Source organism: Anaplasma phagocytophilum str. Webster, from assembly GCF_000964685.1.
In the GTDB taxonomy this organism is placed as follows: Bacteria; Pseudomonadota; Alphaproteobacteria; order Rickettsiales; family Anaplasmataceae; genus Anaplasma; species Anaplasma phagocytophilum.
In genome coordinates this window covers 1,275,950-1,295,903 of the sequence record NZ_LANS01000001.1, presented here as the reverse complement: position 1 = coordinate 1,295,903, position 19,954 = coordinate 1,275,950, and the positions used below count along the sequence as shown (strand labels likewise).

Here is a 19,954-nt window from a genome sequence, read left to right as displayed (position 1 = left end):
CTTAGATAAAACGCATTTTTGGGTTTGCTAACTTTTTTAACCTTGCCTTGGAAAATATTTTTATCTGATATAGCCATTTTTTGGTGTTTTTTAGAACCAAGACCATTTAGACTGACCAGTTTCGTGCATATAGAGGCACGGTGATAAGATTCCAAAAGTTTTCATTTGTGAGTGCTAGTATTAATGCAGTGTGACGCAAAAAACGAGAATAGGGCGAATGCAGACAAGATATACTACTATGTGAAGTGGCGAATTACAGAACTTTTTTGGGAAAGTGCAATTTCAAATTCGTTTTAACATGTGGGGCATGTCACGTGCTATTAGATTCCAGAATGGCTTTTGCATTTATAAGGGCTTAGATTCACGCAGTGTGATGCAAAAAAAAACTAGGATAAAATAAATAATGAAGATGGGTACAGACGTATGATTCTGTATAAAATAAAGCACTAAGCTTGATATCGCTGTAAAGCTATGATTCAGCGCTTTATGGTAGGATTCACCTTTGGGTGTATGTGTAGTTCATAGAGCTGAGTCTTTTGTATTCAAAGAGCAATGTAGTGGTTGTTTTATTCCTAAATATAGGGTTTATAATACCGATATAGAGACACAAATTTCGCCCCTGAGCAAAGGGGGATTTACCCCTCAATACATTGGTAGTTCACGAATCTAAGACCTTTGGTCGGGCTATTTGAGCATAGTATCTAGTTATGCGTTATATTCATGGATATTGCGTGTGCTACTTAAGAGTATCACAGTATTTCTTTAAAGCTTTCTTTTAAGAGCGCTTACGCATATTCTCTGTATGCCCTGACACGACTATGAATTGGTAATTAGATACCATATTAGCTTATGTTTGTAACTTAGGCAGTATAGTGTGGTCTTTTATTGCTTGGACTTAAAACCCTAAGGAAAACCATTCTACTTGAAAGGATTGTTTTCTTTTAGTACGGGTTGGATGCTTACAAAACGGTACACTTCTCATAAATATAGTAGAGTCACTATTCTGCGGTTTAATATACAGTGATATAAATATCACAATAACTACCGAATAAACACGGAAGGGGATAGAAAATGGTTTAAACTGCACATTGCTAATGGTGCCACTGGGAAGTCAACAAAAAAGGCCACACTATCACACGCCTTTTCTAGTAGTACAAATTCCCTATTCAGGCATCTCTGTTCACCTTAGTGATACTTTCTAGCATCACAAGAGCAATTATAAAAACTGGCCGCCTAACAGGTCTTAAGAGATGAGAAACAGAGAAATCCCTCCCGCACAACGACCAACTTATAAAACGTCATGCCCCCCGTATACAGAAACAAAGCCGTTAGAATCTAGAAGAGATGACTGTACTCCATGCATCAAGAAAGATGCCCAGTATTACAGTGCGTTCTCTAAGATGCACCCAAACACGGAGAGCTATGGACATTAATACATGAGCATCCCACCATTTACATGTATGGTCTGCCCTGTGATGTACTTACTTGCATCACTTGCGAGAAACAACGCAACGGAAGCAATCTCCTCAGCAGTTCCCATACGGCCCATAGGGATAGAGTTCAGTATGTATCCTTTTTGTTTGTCTTGTAATACAGAAGTCATAGGAGTATCTATAAAGCCCGGTGCTATGCAGTTGACTGTAATGCCACGAGAAGCAAATTCAAGAGCAAGCGACTTACTCATACCAATAATCCCAGCCTTTGAAGCTGTATAGTTTGCTTGTCCTACATTTCCAGATATGCCAACCACGGAGGATAAGTTTATGATTCTACCACTCTTATTCTTCAGCATCGCCTTGCAAGCATTTCGGTTTATCTTAAATATCGCAGTAAGATTTACCGCAATTACTTGATTCCAGTCATCATCTGTGATGCGCAAAGACAATTTGTCTCTCGTTATTCCAGCGCTACATATTACCCCATCCATGCCAGACATACAGTCTACAGCCTTGTCTACTAAGGTGTCTACCTTATCAGAATTTAGCAAGTTACACTGCAAAACGTGAGTCCCATTCTCACAAGCAGCTGCCACTTCTTGTAGAGCCTCAATTCTGGTGCCTGAGAGGCATAACTGAGCTCCAGCTTTTGATAACATAAGAGATATGGCTGCCCCTATGCCACTAGATGCACCTGTAACTAGAAACTTCTTGCCCTGCAAATCAAACATTCCGCAACTACCCCTAAAAAACACATACAAGACATACAGGCCTAACGCTAACTAATTTAGTTGATAATTGCAATATTATTTGATAGCATCGCGAAGCTTTCCATAATTGCAAGCCTTCGTATATTGGCTGTTTAAATCTTTATCTTTATGGAGCCGTACTTTTATTTTGGTAAGCGGGCTGTAGACGTAGGAAGTTCGCGTTGCTGTTGATGTTTTTGGGAGATGATAATACATGATGATAAGTTCATTGCAGGTGCCCGATGAGTTACGTAAGCGTATGCAGGGGCTGTATAATACTGATGAGAAGAGTTATATCAGATATTTAACAGAGAAGGCCGAGGTCTCTCAGGACGCCAAAGTAAGAATATATAACCTTGCTAAGCAGATAATTGAAAAGGTGCGTTTTGGAAAGGGCTCTACGCTCATAGATGCCTTCATGCAGGAGTATGGTCTTTCTAGCGAGGAGGGAGTTGCTTTGATGTGTTTGGCGGAATCTTTGTTGAGGATTCCGGATGAATGCACCATCGATGAGATGATTAGAGATAAGATAGCAGGTACGACTTGGAAAAAGCATATAGGGAGTTCTTCTTCGATATTCGTCAATGCGTCTACCTTGGCGTTGTGTGTAGGCGCGCGTGTGCTAAGAGAGGTGGATGATTCTCGGTGGTATAGTGTACTAAGTAATCTCCTGAAAAATATGGGAGAGCCCATAATAAGGAAAGCTGCTCTCCAGGCTATGTGTATTCTCGGTAAGCATTTTGTCATGGGGCGTGACATAGAAGATGCTGTTGCAAGGAGTAACGATTCAAAGCAGTTATGTTCGTTTGATATTTTGGGTGAGTCTGCAAGAACTAGGGAAGATGCGGACAGGTATTTTGCGGCATACATGCACGCTATAGAGGTAATAGGAGCAGATGCGGGATGCGGTGATGATATTTCCTCTAGACATGGAATATCGGTTAAGCTTTCTGCTTTGCATCCGCGTTATGATTTTGCTCAAATCGACTACGTTCTTGATGATATATCTTCTAAGCTATTGGAGATATGTGCTGCGGCGAAGAAGCATAATATAGGGGTGCTAATTGATGCGGAAGAGGCTCGGAGGTTAGAGGCTTCTTTGATAGTTTTGGAGAAGGTGTTTTTAGATAAGTCGCTAGATGGCTGGGAAGGGCTGGGGCTCGCGGTTCAAGCGTATCAAAAGAGAGCCTTAGGTGTGCTGGATATCGTGGAAGATATAGCGATTAGGGCTAACCGTAAGATGGTTGTGAGGCTAGTTAAGGGTGCTTACTGGGATTATGAGATTAAGAATGCTCAGGAGCTTGGCTTGGACGGGTATCCGGTGTTTACAAGAAGAGCTTATACTGACACATCTTACTTTGCATGTGTTCAAAGAATTTTGAGTAAGCCAAATACTTTCTATCCGTGCTTTGCTACTCACAATGCGTATACTTTGGCTTCGGTATTAGAATCAGCGGATAAGGATCACCCGGGTTTTGAATTTCAGAGGCTGCATGCTATGGGGCAGGGTCTATACAGTTATGTTACAGGTGAAGTTGCTCCGAGTGTGAAGTGTAGGGTATATGCTCCAGTTGGAAGTTATCAAGACTTATTGCCGTATCTTATCAGGAGGCTATTGGAAAATGGTACCAATAGTTCTTTTGTGAATAAGATAAATGATGTTGATGTTCTAGCTGAACAGCTTTTGGTCGATCCTTTAGAGAAGGCTAAGAGTTTTGAGTATTGTCCGCATCCTAGTATTCCTTTGCCGATAGATATGTTTGGAAAGGATCGTGTAAATTCCATTGGTCTCAATACTTCTGATTCATTGGCTATGTCTGTGCTTAATGAGGAAGTGCAGACATTTACAAATGTCACTCGTAAGGCTACTCCTATCATTAATGGGGAGGATGTAGAGGGTGCTGCTCCTATAGAGTTTTTCTCTCCGGGAGATTTTAGCTGCAAGGTAGGGGAAGTATCTTATGCAACTCCTGAGCAGGTGAAGGAAGCTTTTGCTGTTGCGCATGCTGCGTATGCAGAGTGGAGCGCTTTATCAGTTGAAGAACGTGCTACTATCTTGGAGTCTGCTGCAGACTTACTAGAAAAAGAAAGGGGTAAGTTTGTTGCTTTGCTAATGCTGGAAGGCGGTAAGGTGATTTCTGATGTAATGGCAGAGATTAGAGAAGCTGTAGACTTTTTGAGATACTATGCGATGATAGCTAGGAAGGATATAGCTGGTACGATTAAGCTTCCTGGGCCTTCGGGTGAAGAGAATTACATATACTTCGAGAGTAGGGGTGTCTTTGTATGTATTTCTCCTTGGAATTTCCCATTGGCAATATTTTTAGGGCCTATAGCAGCTGCTTTAGTTACTGGTAATACGGTTATAGCTAAGCCATCTGAGCAGACTTCTCTGATTGCTTATGAAGCTGTGAAATTATTTTTCAGAGCTGGTCTTCCGGGTAGTGTTTTGCAATTCTTGCCTGGTGAAGGCGCTGCTTTAGGAGAAGTGCTTATAAATAATGGGCACGTTGCAGGTGTGGCATTTACGGGTTCTACTGATACTGCGAATATAATAAATAGAACGCTAGCTAAGCGTAATAGGGACATAGTGCCTATTATTGCGGAAACGGGCGGGATAAACGCGATGATTGTCGATAGTTCTGCTTTGCTTGAGCAAGTTTGCGATGATGTAATAACTTCTGCATTTAGAAGTGCTGGTCAGAGGTGTTCGGCTTTGAGAGTGCTTTTATTGCAGGAAGAGATTGCTGATAGGCAAATCGAGATCATATGTGGGGCGCTGAAGGAGTTAAGGCTGGGTAATCCGATGTTGCTAAGTAGTGATGTTGGTCCTGTGATAGATCAGCAGTCTTATGACATGCTTTGTGAATATGTGAAAGGCATGGAAGAGAAGGGGGCTAAGCTGTTATGTAAGCTAGATATAGGTTCTCTTGCGGAAGTAGGGCATTATTTCCCGCCGCATATTTTCGAGGTGGGGTCAGTATCTGAGGTTGCTAAAGAGGTGTTCGGTCCTATACTGCACATTGTGAGATATAAGAAGTCTGATCTGGTTAGTATCTTGGAGGAAATAAATAAGACAGGATATGGTCTGACGTTCTCTGTGCAAAGTCGGATACAGAGTAATATCGATTTGATTGTCGATAAGATTAGAACTGGTAATGTTTACGTCAACAGGAATCAAATAGGTGCTGTTGTGGGTGTGCAACCATTTGGTGGTTCTGGTCTTTCGGGAACTGGGCCAAAGGCAGGTGGGCCTTTCTACTTGCATAGGTTTGTTACTGAGAAGACTGTAACAGTAAATACTACGGCGCTTGGCGGTAATGTTGCTCTTGCATGCCTTGAAGAAGAGTAAAAGAAAACTTGGAGGAAGCGTAGTCTAACCTTTAAGGGGTATGCTGCGCTTTTTCTGAGCTTTTCTATTTTGCGAATTATTGAAGTGGGCCTGTTTTTTAGGAACAGGTGAGAGTCGTTAATATTGTTCTACTATTAGAAATAGCGCATTGCCTAAACAATTAGGCTGTTGGGTAGTGTATATTTTCCTCAGCATTCATGCGTTTTTATGAATCCCAAGTGAATGCATTGTGTATCGCAGAGAGGATCGTAAAAAGGTTTTAAAGAGGCGCATTTGATTTAGATCTTACTTAATGGTGCATCACTTCACTTATAAATGCTTCTCTGAGGATATGATAAATCCTAACTTGTTTCTTTTCTGCGCATAAGTGTTTGTCAGCCAAGAATTTGCAGCAAAGTTTTAGCGACAAAATCACAATACCACCAAGAAAGGTAACATCTCTGAGCTGTACAACTTTAGGTGCACTGTGTCAAAATTTTCAAAGTAAATTACTCTGCAGTGCGGTAATTCACCAATTATGCACAGTGAATAATTTCCTCCAGATTTCTCCCATCACATACTTTGCATGGCATTTCATGTTGATTAAGGGACTCCGCATATTTTTGCATATATTTAGTTGAATAACATGAGGGTAGTTCTAATGTGGCTAGTAGTATATAGAGTCAGGTAACGATAATCTAAGAGTATTTATCGATTTTACAGCAATAAAAACTCTTGAGTGGAAGGAGCATATAGCTATGCTTAACATTTAGATGCGTGACAAATGCTATCTGTCTTTGTATATACTTGTCTCACTTTAGATATCTTGTGAGAGTGACATATCCTAATAAATATCAGCTTTTTAAGATTCACGCTCATTTGGTAATATAAGATCGAGGATATAAAGTATGTAAGCTGTTGTTTTTAAAATATATAAGCATACAATACTTCAACGTATTTTTGTTTTCCCTTCTAGAAAAATCCCCCTTCATTCTAATATAAGTGCGAGGTTGTTAAGTACATGACGCTATTTGTTATTTCAGACATTATGCTAACATATATATGAGCATATAGCACTCCTATGCGGGGTTTTTGACGTTTTTCCCTCTATAAAACCTCATATAAGCATTAGGTTACGTTGTTGTTATTTTGGATACTACACTGCAATATCTCTGAAATATTATGCTCTTTAGTGTTTTTGATATTAAGTTTCTTGAAGGTTTTTTAATAGAATGCGCTGAGCGGCTGTAGTTGTTTTTGTTATAGTGCGTGATAAAAGGCCTATTTTCTTAATTAAATTTTTACTTGAAATATTAATGTTAACTCAGCAATACTTACTTCAAGTTATAGGTGTGATATGTATAAGTAAAGTACTGTATTTCACGTAAATATCTGCTCTTCCAACGTGATTTTAAAAAAAATTTAATTTATGGATTTATAATAGCACACTTTCGGCATGCGCTTATACATCTGGATTTTGTACCATTGTGTGGAAAGCGAAAATCCCCCTTTTCTGTCTAAAAGCAGCAGAAGGAGCAGCCTGCTCAGCTGCATCCTCCTCATTTTTAAGCAGAAGCCTTATGGGAGCCTTACTCTGCAAATACAGGGCGTCTAGCACTGCTAGTCTTCCTTGCAGTCACTATTGAATCCTTTCCAGACATACGGGACTTTATGTAGGTATCAACCACTTGATTAAGCTGATCCATATAATCCCTGAAAAAGTGATCTGCTTTTTCTATTATGCAATATTGCATATACTCACTTTTGATAGAAGCGCTTAGGCGTGCAGCAAGTTGAGACACTGCTGACTCTTCTGCAATGCTATCGTTATCACCTTGAATTATAAGTCCTGGTACTGGACAAGGTGATAAGAAGGAAAAATCATACCTATTAGCTGGAGGTGATACTGCCACAAAGCCTTCAACCTCTGGTCGCCTCATCATAAGCTGCATTGCGACCCATGCACCAAACGAAAACCCAGCTACCCAAAACGAGGACACCACGGGACTATTATTTTGTAACCAATCGGCAGCGGCTGCTGCGTCACTTAATTCTCCTACTCCCTTATCGAATACTCCGGCAGATTTTCCTATACCACGAAAGTTAATTCTTAATACGGAGAAGCCATTATTCGCAAACACCTTATAAAGGTTGTACACAATCTTGTTATCCATGCATCCGCCATATTGTGGATGTGGATGTAGTATTAATACGAGGGGGGCATCAGCATCTCTTCCTCCTGTATATCTTCCCTCTATCTTTCCAGCAGACCCATTGAAAAAAACTTCACGCATTTCCATTTACCCAGAACTTCAGTTATTCAACACCACACTAATTAATAAGTAAAAACCCACTTGACATGAGGTATGTTATTCATTACCACTGTGCAACATGGGGATGCTAACCAAAAAGTTGCTGTATACCAAAGGTTTTTTTGACTTTGCTCTATACATGGAACTTCTAGAGTACATTTTTTATTATCTTGAATTGTGAGGTTGTCGTGTTGATGACAACGCGTTTGCGTTATGCCGTTATGTTCATGGTTGGTCTAGTGCAAAAGGAGTGTTCTGGTTACGGCAAACCGAAACGTGCATCGGTGATAGCGGATTCGCAATCGCTCTCTGAAGGATACTTAGAGCGCGTCATTTCACATCTTAAAAGCAGGGGATTAGTAAAACCCACTAGGGGCCTGGAGGGGGGTACTCTTTAGGCATGTCACCAGATCGCATAACCTTGGATATGCTATTAGATTCCGTGGGAGATAAAGTTAAAATGGTCAGATGTGACGCAGACGGGAATACCGGGTGTATATCTTCCTATGCGGGGAAGTGTAATAGTCACGACCTGTGGGAAAGTATGGAAAAGTACATGATGCACTACTTTGCCAATACTACAATACTCGATGTATCTAATAATACGCTTAAAGAACTAGGTGGTGGTGGAGATTATATTTACGCCGATGATAATGCGTCTTCAGAAGTGTGCCAGCAAGTTCGGCATAAGTTAGGTAATGCGCTATTGTTTGGTAATTTTTATAATCCTTCAGCGGTTTATGGCTTAGGACAGAAGGCCAGAAGTTTAGTAGAAGACGTGAGGCGAGTTGTTATTGAAGCACTTGATGCCAGAGGTTATGAAGTGGTTTTTACTTCTTCTGGAACGGAAGCCAATAATCTCGTGTTCAATAGTGTAAATGGCAGGCATATAATTTCAGCAATAGAGCATCCGTCAGTGATGAATGCAGCAGTGGATCCGGTGTTGATATCGGTAACAGGAGATGGTGTTGTTTCTTTAGAAGCGCTGGAGGAAGCTTTAAAGTCGGGCGATAGCAAAGGAAGCCTTGTATCTGTTATGTTAGCTAACAACGAGATTGGTGTAATTCAGCCTCTAAAAGACGTTGTGAATATTGCTCATAAATATGGTGCTGTAGTGCATATGGATGCCGTGCAGGCGTGTGGGAAGATACCTGTAAGTGTGTTGGATATTGGTGCAGATTTTGTAACCATTTCTTCCCATAAAGTCGGGGGAATTGTGGGTGCTGGTGCTGTGCTTTACAACGGTAAAAAGGTCAATGTAGTGCCGATGTTACGTGGTGGCATGCAGGAAAAAGGGTTACGTGCTGGTACTGAGAATATTCCGGCAATTTATTCTTTGGCTATAGCCTTGGAAAATCTCAAAGATCGTCTGCAAAAGATGTCTAATGTGGCGAGTATGCGTGATTTGCTTGAAAAGAAGATTAAGGAAATGGTTCCAGAATGCATAATCTGGGGTTCCGGAGCCGACAGGTTACCTAACACGACGTGTATATCAATGCCTGGTGTGAGCAGTGAAACACAACTTATAGGGTTTGATAGCAATGGGATAGCGGTTGGTGTAGGAGCAGCGTGCAGTAGCGGGAAAATAGGAAGGTCAAAGGTATTAGAAGCACTAGGAGCAAGTGAAGAGGATGCTAAGAATGCTATTAGGATCAGCTTAGGTCCTGAAGTAAGCAGTGATCAAGTAAATAAAATTATCGAATGTTGGTATAAAATCTACAGTAATTTTCACTCGCTGAGTTGAGTTGTCCTGTAGGCAGTTGAGGTGGACTATGAAAAATAATGAGGATAAGGGAGCGAAGCTTCCTGTATTTTTTGATTATCAGGCAACTACTAAGCTTGACGATAGGGTTCTTGAGGCGATGATCCCATATTTTCAGCAGTTTTCTAATCCACATTCGCGTAGTCACTGTTATGGTTGGAGAGCGGAGTCTGCAGTTGAAATTGCCAGGGAGCAGGTTGCTCAGTCGATAGGTGCGGATCCTAAGGAAGTGATTTTTACATCAGGAGCTACGGAGTCCAACAATTTAGCAATCAAAGGAGTAGCGCGCTTTTATAAGAATCGAGGTAATCACATAGTCACTGTCAGCACTGAGCATAAGTGTGTTTTAGATTCATGTCGTCATCTGGAGACTGAGGGGTTTGAGGTTACATATTTAGGCGTCAAGAAAGATGGTCTAATAGATTTGGAAGTTCTAAAAAAGGCTATCAGAGAGGATACTATATTAGTATCAGTTATGATGGTGAATAATGAGATAGGTGTTATTCAGCCGATCCGTGAGATAGGGGAGATATGCAAAAGTGAAGGAAGGGACGTATTTTTTCATACTGATGCGGCGCAAGCTTTTGGAAAACTACTTATAGATGTTAATGAGATGGGCATAGACCTTTTAAGCATCTCTGGGCACAAGATATATGGTCCTATGGGGATAGGAGCATTATACGTACGCAAGCGTAATCCTAGAGTGAGGCTAGTTCCACTATTAAGTGGTGGTGGTCAAGAGCGGGGAATGCGTTCTGGTACAGTTCCTACTCCTCTAGCTGTAGGCCTTGGTGAAGCAGCGAGAATCGCATTAGAAGAGATGGATTCTGAGTCTGAGAGGATAAAGAAGTTGCGCGATGTGTTATATGAGAGGATAATGAATGGCTTACCTCACGTTGTCTTGAATGGAAGTTATTCTAGCAGGATAGCCGGTAATTTAAATCTAAGCTTTTCGTATGTTGAGGGAGAGTCGCTGATAATGTCTGTCAGTGATTTGGCTGTGAGTTCGGGTTCTGCATGCACGTCGGCTTCTCTTGAGTCGTCGTATGTACTGCGTGCGTTAAATGTAGAGCAAGATCTAGAACACTCTTCCATTAGGTTTGGTATAGGAAGGTTTACCACGTTGGAAGATGTAGAGCGTGCGGCTGATCTTATCATCAGCAGTGTACGCAGGCTGAGGGATATTAGTCCTTTATGGGAGATGGTGCAGGAAGGTACTAACCTGAGTACGATTAAGTGGGATGTATAGTAAGTAGAGGTTTTTATGAGTTATAGTGATGCTGTATTAAATCGCTGCAAGGCTCCTCAGAATGTGGGTTCGCTACCTAAGGATGATATTTCTGTTGGTACGGGCTTGGTGGGTGCGCCGAGTTGTGGTGACGTGATGAAGTTGCAAATTAGGGTGGACGAGAACGGGAAGATAGTCGATGCCAAGTTCAAGACCTTTGGATGTGGAGCAGCAATAGCAGCGAGTGAATTGGCTACTGAGAGGATAATGGGTAAGACTATAGACGAGGCATCTTTGTTGAAGAATACTGTTCTTGCTAAGGAGCTTTCTCTTCCTCCGGTAAAGATACATTGCTCTATATTGGCTGAAGATGCTGTGAAGGCTGCTATTAATGATTATCGTAAAAAGCAAGAAGCGGTAGGCAATTAATATGGATAATAGCGCTGTTCAGAATATGGATGATAAAGGCAGGGAGGTTCCTGTTGTTATTACTGATGCCGCGCTCCGTAGAATGAAGGAATTACTGCTTGCTAAGGGGGATGAAGCAGAGAATGTTGCGATACGTATATTGATCAAGCAGAAGGGGTGTTATGGTCTGAAATATCACATAGAGTATGCTTATGATGTAAGACCACTGGAAGTGAAGGTAGAAAAAGTCATTGATGAGTTCAGTGTTACCATACTCATAGAACCAAAGGCTATGATGTTCATTCGTGGCACTGTGATAGACTATTATAGCGATAAACTGTCGTCAGGTTTTACTTTTAAAAACCCCAATGAAAAAGGAAGATGTGGGTGTGGAGAAAGTTTTTATGTCTGATGATTATTTTGCCCTGCTTAATCTGGGTGATGTGAGTTTTTCCATTGATCTTGCGCTTTTAGAGAAGAATTATATAGAAATACAGAGAAATTCTCATCCGGACCGTTTTTTCTTTATTAAAGACAAAGAATCCGCTGTAAGGCACATTGCGAAAGTTAATAAAGCTTATTTGGTGCTAAAATCGCCTATAGCACGTGCGGAATACATATTGGCAGAGAAGGGAGTGAAGTTAAGCGCGGAAGATCGCAAAAAGATTGTCGAAGAGGTATTTGATTTAGATCTCACGGAAGCAGGGGTGCAAGAAGCTGTAGGTGAGTGTTGGGAGCTTGTAGAGAATGCTTTTGCTTCTGGTGATATGTATGCAGCGGCAATGCAAGTTGAGAAGCTAAAGTACTTAAGGGGCGTAGAGAGGGGAACGAAAGGATGCAGTTAGTGGATATAGTTGAGCCAGATGTTCCTAATGCGGATAGTGTGGCATTTGGTATAGATTTAGGGACCACGCATTCGTTAGTAGCCAGGATGGAAAATGGGCAGGTGCGGATATTTCAAGACGCATCTGGAAGGTGTTTAATACCATCTGTAGTTGAGTATTGTAATCAAGGGGAAGTTAGAGTTGGTCATGATGCTGCTGCCTCTTCTATACGTTCTATAAAGCGCTTGATGGGGAAGAGTATTAGTGATGTAGGGAATTCATTTTCTGGTATTCCTGTTGCAGAGCATAATGGTGGCGTAGCTCTAGGGATTGATGGTAGGGGAGCTACTACTCCAGTAGAGATTTCTGCAGAAATTCTCAAATATCTCAATTCTATTGTTAAAGATTCTATAGGAGAGGAAATAAAGCGCGCTGTTGTAACTGTTCCGGCATATTTTGATGAGGTAGCAAGAAAGGCTACTAGAGATGCTGCTACTAGGGCTGGTATTGAGGTTATTAGGTTGCTAAATGAGCCTACTGCAGCGGCTTTAGTATATGGTGAGAAGATAAAGAATGGTGAGATATGTTTGGTGTATGACCTTGGAGGAGGTACATTTGACGTATCTATAGTAAAGATGCATGACGGGGTGATGCAGATCGTTGCTACTGGGGGTGATACGAATCTTGGTGGTGATGATATCGATTATTTACTAGCTGAATTGGTTTTGCGGAAATATAGGGCATCGTGTTCTGTAAGTTCTGGTGAGATCTCTTGGAGCTTGTTATTAGATGCGAAAAAAGCAAAAGAAGGGGTTAGTGCTGCTGGCAGTGGCGAGTATGAATTTCGGATTGGCGATGCAGTATTTTCTTGTGCGATTTCTATAGACGAGTTTTCTGAGATCGTTGATAAAGTTCTTTCTAGGACTTTGGGAATAGTAAAGAGCACTATGCTTGATGCTGATCTTGTGCCTTCAGAGGTTGCGCGGGTAATTTTAGTAGGGGGGTCTTCCCGGCTTCCTCATGTGAAGTTGCTGCTAGATAAGGAATTTCCAGGAAAGGTATATGATGATATAGATCCGGAGAGTGTTGTGGTAACTGGAGCAGCGATACAGGCCTATAATCTCTCGAATCCTTTATCGGGAACGAGTGGAGGGGTCTTGGTGGATGTTGTTCCGCTTTCATTAGCTATTGAGGTTATGGGAGGAATAGCGGAAGTTCTAATTCCTCGTAATACGCCAGTTCCTGCGTTAGTTTCTCAGGAGTTTACTACTTATGTTGATGGGCAGACTTCTATTAGTATTCATGTATGTCAAGGGGAGCGAGAATTAGTTTCTAAAAATCGCTCGTTGGCAAAGTTTGATTTTGAGGTGTTACCGTTGCCTGCTGGCGAAGCTAGGATTAGGGTTGAATTTCGTGTTGATATGGATGGTCTGTTGACTGTATCGGCGCAAGACAATGTTAGGGGTATAGAGAAGAGTGTGGAGATAAATTCTTTGTATGGAGTCACGGAAACTGATATCGAGCAGTGTGTTAGGGATTCTGTAGAGAATTTTGATTCAGATATGCAGTTGAGGGAGTTGGGTCTTGCGAAGGCTGAGTGTACTCGTATTTTAGAAAAGATGAAGGATATTATTGCTCTTGGTGGGCTATCTGAGGTTATTTTGAACGATGTTAGGGGAATAATGCTACGTTGCGAAGCTGTTTTATTATCTCAGGATATTGGTATGGTTCGAGATATTAGTAAGCAGCTTAATGCAAAGATTGTAGATTTAAAGAAAAAAGAGGGGTAATATCTTAGTGATAGGCGACGATAATAGCGGCGTTATATTGAGGAGTGCGGTGGTATGCCATTAGTAACTTTTGTTTCTCCAGATGGGACGAGAAAAACCTATGAGGCACTTGAGGGAGAGACTCTTTTAACTCTAGCTCATAGAAATAAGATTGACTTAGAAGGTGCGTGTGAAGGGTCTATGGCCTGTTCTACATGTCATCTTATAGTAGCTCCCGAATGGTATAGTAAGGTTGAACAGTACAATGAGTTGACGGATGAAGAGAACGATATGCTTGACTTAGCATTTGGTTTGACGGAAACGTCTAGATTAGGATGTCAGGTGGTGATGACTAAGGAGCTAGATGGTCTCTGTGTGATCTTACCAGGTGAGACGCGGAATGTCTCTTTTGATCATAGAGAGTAAGCGGAGCGTAACTTTAAGGAGAAGAGGGCATGTTGAGAGCTATCAAATGGAGTTTTTTTATAATCTTGTTGTTGGGTGCTCTCGTGTCTGCGGGAGTGTTTTTTGGAGCTCGTATTATAAGGGATATTAGCGGAGATTTGTTGCGTTCTGTTAAGGAAGTTCGCTTTGGTCTTACCTCGTTTGATTCTGTTGATTATGGAGATATTAAAATTGTACTCTCATATTCTTCTAATGGCTTATTAGGGGATAGTAAGAGGCGTTTATTTCCATTAGTTAATGTTTTAGTTGAGGATTTTGTAGCTGTTGTAGATGGTATGCGGCTGGAGATTGATAATGTTGCTCTGTCGTATGATTTTATAGTTGGAGCTACAAGCGTATTTTTGCCGAATGCTGGCGGAATGCGTATTGCGGTTCTGTCAGGAGAAGAGGTTCGTTATCAATGTAATAATATAGGTGCTGTGCTTTCGTTTGAATTGCGTGACAATCTATTCTTGTACACCATGAAGCGGTTGTTGGGGATTGAAGAGGGATTGGCTAATCAGATAGTTGCTGTGCGTTATATAGATAGCAGCGCCGCTAATTGTGTAAATCAAAATACCAAAGAGGAAACGCCGGTATATAGTAGTGCTCGGTTTGACTTTGATGTTATTAGTAATGCGGAAGTCAAAGCAAATGTTGAGGTTTCTGCTAAGGGGGCAAATTCGGACTTTTTGTCTTTTAGTATACGAGACATGCTAGTGCATCAGTATGGGGATGATAGGCGTGTTGATATTGATATCACTCAGTTTAGGTTATGGCGTAGAGATTTTAGTATGTCGTTGAAGGGGGAGGTATCTCTTGCTAGCGAGTGTGTCTTTAATTCGTTTCGTTCTTGTGGGTTAGATTTTCTTTTGGAAGTGCAAGGCTATCAGGATTTCTTAAAGTTTATGTATGAAGTTGCAGAAGGAGCTTCTGGTCCAGAAATCGGATTTGATGGTGCGGATGTAAGGAGAGGAGTTGATGCTCTAAGTGCGGCTGTTGGTGTTGCTGCTACTTTTGAAGAGGAGAATGATTCGATGACTTTATCCGTAGAGTCAGGAGGTGATGAACTCCGCGTAGGAAAAATTAGTTATGATGAGTTTGTTAAAGAGATTTTAGGTGCTTTGGCTAAGGATATTATAGCTGCAGAGTTGCCTGCTGTGGTAAGTGCTTTAGGTTAGTGAAATAGTTACCGCAAGATTTGGCATAATTTGCCAGTAAAGGTTTTGGCGCATATTGATGTGCTAGTTGTATAGCGTGAGTAATACCATTCTAACGTTCTCGTAAAAGATATAGAAGCAATGTAGTTGGAGTCTTTAGTCAGCCCATTTAAGATTAAGTATGGAAGAAGTGCTATAGCATGTACCTGACATTGTATTGCGTGCTAGTGTCTATATAGGAGTTTTAGGGCTTTAAACAGGTCTAAAAGGGTTTATATAGAGCTTATAAGTTTTTTTGCTGGGATTATCTCAGGCTATTTTTTATGATCTTTTTTTATATTCTAAGATTCGCGGCAATATGTCGTCTTAAAAGGACTATGATAGTCAAGAAAGCACATTATTTAGCACTGGGAAAACCTTGGGACTTCTCTATACTCAATCAAGAAAGATGATCTTAAAACAATTACTCCGCATCCCTCACGCGTTCTATAATTTCTAAAACCTTTATAACATCACTAAGAGCTATGCCTTATAGAAGCTATAGCTTTCACGAGAGGACCGCGCGCAACTTCTTTAACATCCTATTTTGAACCTTTTTAGCGCCTTTAGCAATGACAGTATTACTTCTACATGAACCCAGTCGCACCGCTCATAACAGAGCACCCTTTATTAATATAATAGCAATCAAAGAACAGTACCACTTTTTCGGAAGAAAACATCTGCTTTTACCGCAAGCACACCCAATAGAACGGCAAGTACATTGCTCTTAATGTAGGTAGGGCGGTAGTGATCAAAGGATGACAAAAGCATGGGTAATGCGATGAGCTGTAGCATTGTCTAGCACCACAGCTCATGCTTTTAAACATAGAAGTTGTATTTATTGCTGGGTAAGATAGTTTCCTATGTATCTTAGGTAGGAGAGTATAATAGGTTATGTTTGTGTCCTCGCACCAAGACTTTTCACTTTTCAATACTTTATTTAGTGCAGAATTATATATTTCCGGCTTCTTTTATATTGCTTTATCGATATTTTTAATCTTTACAGTGAGTTGATTTATTTCTGCGTTTCGTAAGACATCTTATATTGTCGATGATAGGGTAATAAACATGATTTTATGATTGATAAAGAAGCATTGTCAGAGCTTAACTGAGTTAGTATCTGTATTGTGTTGCAGACGTAAATTCTATCCATAATAGAAACACATTCTTTCAACCATATTTGATGGTTTTAAGGCTTAAAAAGTCCCTTCGATTACGACTTTTTAAGCTAAAAAAGGTAAGACATCTTCTATTAATGGAAACACAGAAAAATAACAGTTTTCATATCTGTAAAACAAGAAGTTCTTACAATTCTGTAAAACAAGAAGTTCTTACAATTCTGTAAAACAAGAAGTTCTTACAATGAAGAGAATAGCAGGCAAGGGAATACAGGATCAGGAGGTGGGAAATAATGCTTCAGAGTTAAATTATGTAACTAAGCAGGTGGTCAAACTATATGAATGCTGTGTGCCCATGGACTTCTGCTATCTTAATGCTGTTTGTATATTCTAGTGGGTATTAATTCTATTATATGGGAAACACCCCTGCGTTTAACGGTGCCACTGAGCAAGCATAACCCATTATATGGATATGTGTGCTCAGGATTCTCATTTCCATGATTTTAATATTATCGTTTAGATATTCTAGTTTAACTTCAATTATATCTCCTATTTTGAGGTGTAAATATCTCAGAGGCAAGGTCATCTTATAAATCGTATTTTTCGTGATTATTTCATCATAAGTGTGTAGCACTATTTTTTCTGCTTGTTTGTCATCGAGCACCAGTGATGTATGTACAGTGTCCGTAATATTGTGTGTTGTTTTATGTGTGCTATAGCTTTGCGATCTTATCTGATAATCAAACCTCATACTAATATAGGATAATACGGGTGTATTGTGCAAATTTGCTGCAGTACGAGTTACGGTGCAATTTTCAACTTCAATATCATTCTTAGAAATAGTGATAACATTTTCAGGAGGCATGGAATATAAAGTGATTTGGTTGCTTTCTTCTCTGATGGTGAAGTTATATACGCTTTGTAGTTCTTTTATGATATCCCATGCGGATAGCTTTTTGCTAATGGAGTATCCATAAATTGCCTTATCGATATTTTTAATCTTTACAGTTAGTTGATCTATTCCTGAGCATTGTAGGACATCTTGTATTATGTCTGAGAGGGTAATAAGCATAATTTTACGATTTACAAAGAAGCTACTTTGCCAGCGCTTAAAAGAGTTGGTATCTGTATTGCGTTGGGGTCGTAAATCCCAACCATATAAGAACATTCTTTCAACCATGTTTGATGATTTCCAGGCTTTTAAAGTCCCTTCGATTGCGACTTTTTGAGATAAATAATCAATATTTATGGGGGATGTATAGTCCATTATATCATTCATGAAGTCTAGAGATGTGTTGCGGTTTATGCAGTTTTCTACACTACGAAAACCGTATTCTATGAACCATATCTTTTTATCTATAAGTTTTCCTGTGCTACCGGCTGTTTTCGCCGTCGATTTTATATGAGATTCCCACCAGTATTGTATATTTTTCCAAGCTGAGCGTGGATGTGTATACGCTATAGGCCGCTTCTTATCGGTATCAGTTTCATCGTAAAAGTAACTGTATCCTTCTCCACTCTCCCACAGTTTGGCTATCTCTTCTATGCTGAGTTTCTCAAAGGATAATCCTGGGGGGAGTAGGGGGAAGTATGCGTTTATTCCAATTACGTCTATTGCATTGGATAACCAAAGCTCATCCATATTATACACACCATTATGTGAATGATATTCATCGTAATCTGCTGCATATGTGATAATGACGGAATTACCCAGAAAAGTTTTAGCATGTGAGGCTATTGTTTTCAGTGAAGTTACAGCAGGAAATTTGTCATTTTCATCTTGTATTTTTGTAAGTTGGCTAAGACCACTAGCTATAACAAATGCATCTATAGCATTTTTTGAGAGTTTATAATAATGAGCAACAAAGGGTTGGTACTGTTGTTCAAAGAATTTGTTGATGTGCTTTGCATCCTCACAATGGAGTTTAAAGTCATTTCCGTTCAGTACTACAACTTTAAGTAGCAATAATACTTTGTATTTTCTTGATCGAAGCTCAGAGATATATCTCAGTAATGATATGTCGGAGGTTGTTCCTTCGAATTTAGGGTGATTGTTTACAAGCGGTAGTGCATGAGCATTTGAGCAGTTATAGCTACCAACTTGCCAAGTATCTGGGATTGTTTTTAACGCAGTTGTGAGGGAAGTGCCGGGTTTTAGAGTGCATTTTTGAATGTCTGAGTGCGAGGCAAACCAATGTACAGTAACCGCGATCCACTGTACGTTGGCGCAGTAGTTGTGTAGAGAGTTGAGTCCAAGTATTGAATAGGTGTTATCGAATTCTCCATTGATGTTTTTTGCAGTACCATAGAGAATCTCTTTGCCATTTATGGTCTCCACATTAAAACGTTTTTGAATTTTAGTGTCGTAAGTAAATTCCCCGGGACCTACTATATGTATTGCTAGGATTTGTTTACTTACATGGTTTTGCAAAAATTCTTCTGGGTATGCTGTGACTTCAAATACAATGCTTGGTATGCTATTGTTGTAATTTTGAAGAGGAAGATTTTCTATTACTATATACGCTATTCCTCTATACGCAGGTGCATTATCTTCGGTATTTAAGATTAGTGGATCGGGATCTTGAGTCTCCGTACCTTTGTATAAGCGGTACGTGATTGTTGCAAGGTTTAAAGGTTTCTCATTGGCCCATATTTTTGATATTTCATGTATAGGGCCCTGACATATAGCTATTGCTAGAGTAGCATTGTAGCTTGTAGTGGTTGTGCTCTTCGTGGAAGACTGACTGCTATTGTGCAAAACCTGTTGGTGCTGAGAGTATTGTATTGGTTTTGCCCAGATAATGTTTCCTACTACCCGGGTTGTGCCGTAAATCTTGGGAATCGTTCTACCATACGTTGAAGAAAGTATTTTCAGATTTTTTTGCAGTGTAGCATCAGCGTGAGTTGAGAATTGTTCTCTTTGCAAAAAAGCTTGAGTCAAGTCTTTACTGATCTTGCTTCCTAGTATTGACTCCATGGGTTTTAGAATAATTTGAGTGAGATTTTTCTCGATTGCATCGGCAATCGCTGCAAATAGTGGGGACGACATTTATTTGTTCCTCCAATAACTTTGGGATAAAAGGGTATAAATCATCTTGAGATTTAATTAGAGCGGGCTAAAACCTTTTCCTGACATTCATGAGGAAAGATTTTTACGTCAAAGCTCGAGAAGAATCGAAAGATAGCCAGATATTCTATGACAATATGCTAATATGTTCTGTGGTATCTGCTTGTTCTAGATATAACAGCATATACGAGACCATCTTGAGAGGTATAAACTACAGTGAGATGATTCTCTGAGAGATACTTTTTACGCATCTCTCCGTTCTGCCTAACTATGAGTGATTCTATAGAGCTTTTGATTATCCATAAGT

Annotated in this window: 13 protein-coding genes and 1 pseudogene; 10 read left to right on the top strand and 4 right to left on the bottom strand. The window is 40.2% G+C overall.

Translation table 11 applies throughout. The features are described from left to right. Positions 1-1,429: 1,429 nt before the first annotated feature. Positions 1,430-2,167 (bottom strand): 3-oxoacyl-[acyl-carrier-protein] reductase, encoded by a 738-nt coding sequence (gene fabG, locus APHWEB_RS05060; protein WP_011450771.1) that lies wholly within the window; start codon positions 2,165-2,167, stop codon positions 1,430-1,432. Between the two features lie 235 nt (positions 2,168-2,402). On the opposite strand from fabG, the gene putA reads away from it, so the two are divergent. Beyond that, positions 2,403-5,537 (top strand): bifunctional proline dehydrogenase/L-glutamate gamma-semialdehyde dehydrogenase PutA, encoded by a 3,135-nt coding sequence (putA, locus tag APHWEB_RS05055; protein ID WP_021799049.1) that lies wholly within the window; start codon positions 2,403-2,405, stop codon positions 5,535-5,537. Positions 5,538-6,978: 1,441 nt separating this feature from the next. Here putA and APHWEB_RS06815 read toward each other — a convergent pair. Both APHWEB_RS06815 and APHWEB_RS05050 read right to left on the bottom strand, forming a co-directional pair. Next, entirely contained in the window at positions 6,979-7,116 is a 138-nt protein-coding gene (locus APHWEB_RS06815) for a hypothetical protein (RefSeq protein WP_020848945.1), read from the bottom strand. After that, a complete protein-coding gene (locus APHWEB_RS05050) occupies positions 7,106-7,810 on the bottom strand; it encodes an alpha/beta hydrolase (protein WP_021799050.1) in 705 nt (234 codons plus the stop codon). The genes APHWEB_RS06815 and APHWEB_RS05050 overlap by 11 nt, the downstream gene beginning before the upstream one ends. A gap of 212 nt (positions 7,811-8,022) precedes the next feature. On the opposite strand from APHWEB_RS05050, the pseudogene APHWEB_RS07195 reads away from it, so the two are divergent. The 9 genes and pseudogenes from APHWEB_RS07195 to APHWEB_RS05005 form a co-directional block, all read left to right on the top strand. Further along, positions 8,023-8,369 (top strand): annotated as a pseudogene (locus APHWEB_RS07195) (RrF2 family transcriptional regulator); the annotation flags it as partial. A gap of 3 nt (positions 8,370-8,372) precedes the next feature. Then, positions 8,373-9,572, top strand: coding sequence for a cysteine desulfurase family protein (locus tag APHWEB_RS05040; RefSeq protein ID WP_410517942.1), 1,200 nt, complete (start codon positions 8,373-8,375; stop codon positions 9,570-9,572). A 28-nt stretch (positions 9,573-9,600) separates the two neighbouring features. Next, positions 9,601-10,839, top strand: coding sequence for an IscS subfamily cysteine desulfurase (locus APHWEB_RS05035; protein WP_011450777.1), 1,239 nt, complete (start codon positions 9,601-9,603; stop codon positions 10,837-10,839). 15 nt (positions 10,840-10,854) lie between these two features. Beyond that, positions 10,855-11,247: a Fe-S cluster assembly scaffold IscU gene (iscU, locus tag APHWEB_RS05030; protein WP_011450778.1), complete on the top strand. Its 393-nt coding sequence runs from the start codon at positions 10,855-10,857 to the stop codon at positions 11,245-11,247. 1 nt (position 11,248) lies between these two features. Continuing rightward, positions 11,249-11,638 (top strand): HesB/IscA family protein, encoded by a 390-nt coding sequence (locus APHWEB_RS05025; RefSeq protein WP_020848947.1) that lies wholly within the window; start codon positions 11,249-11,251, stop codon positions 11,636-11,638. After that, entirely contained in the window at positions 11,616-12,071 is a 456-nt protein-coding gene (hscB, locus tag APHWEB_RS05020; RefSeq protein ID WP_226988838.1) for a Fe-S protein assembly co-chaperone HscB, read from the top strand. The genes APHWEB_RS05025 and hscB overlap by 23 nt, the downstream gene beginning before the upstream one ends. Next, complete coding sequence (locus APHWEB_RS05015) at positions 12,062-13,840, top strand: Hsp70 family protein (RefSeq protein ID WP_020849317.1); 1,779 nt, start codon at positions 12,062-12,064, stop codon at positions 13,838-13,840. Before hscB ends, APHWEB_RS05015 begins: the two co-directional genes overlap by 10 nt. A gap of 54 nt (positions 13,841-13,894) precedes the next feature. Beyond that, positions 13,895-14,245 (top strand): ferredoxin family 2Fe-2S iron-sulfur cluster binding protein, encoded by a 351-nt coding sequence (locus APHWEB_RS05010; RefSeq protein ID WP_011450782.1) that lies wholly within the window; start codon positions 13,895-13,897, stop codon positions 14,243-14,245. 65 nt (positions 14,246-14,310) lie between these two features. After that, positions 14,311-15,444 carry a hypothetical protein gene (locus APHWEB_RS05005; RefSeq protein WP_133121371.1) on the top strand — a complete coding sequence of 378 codons (1,134 nt, stop codon included), beginning with the start codon at positions 14,311-14,313 and terminating at the stop codon, positions 15,442-15,444. A gap of 1,545 nt (positions 15,445-16,989) precedes the next feature. Here the strand turns inward: APHWEB_RS05005 and APHWEB_RS05000 are convergent. Continuing rightward, positions 16,990-19,629, bottom strand: a complete 2,640-nt coding sequence (locus APHWEB_RS05000; RefSeq protein ID WP_011450786.1) for a glycoside hydrolase/phage tail family protein — start codon at positions 19,627-19,629, stop codon at positions 16,990-16,992. Between the last annotated feature and the right edge of the window lie 325 nt (positions 19,630-19,954).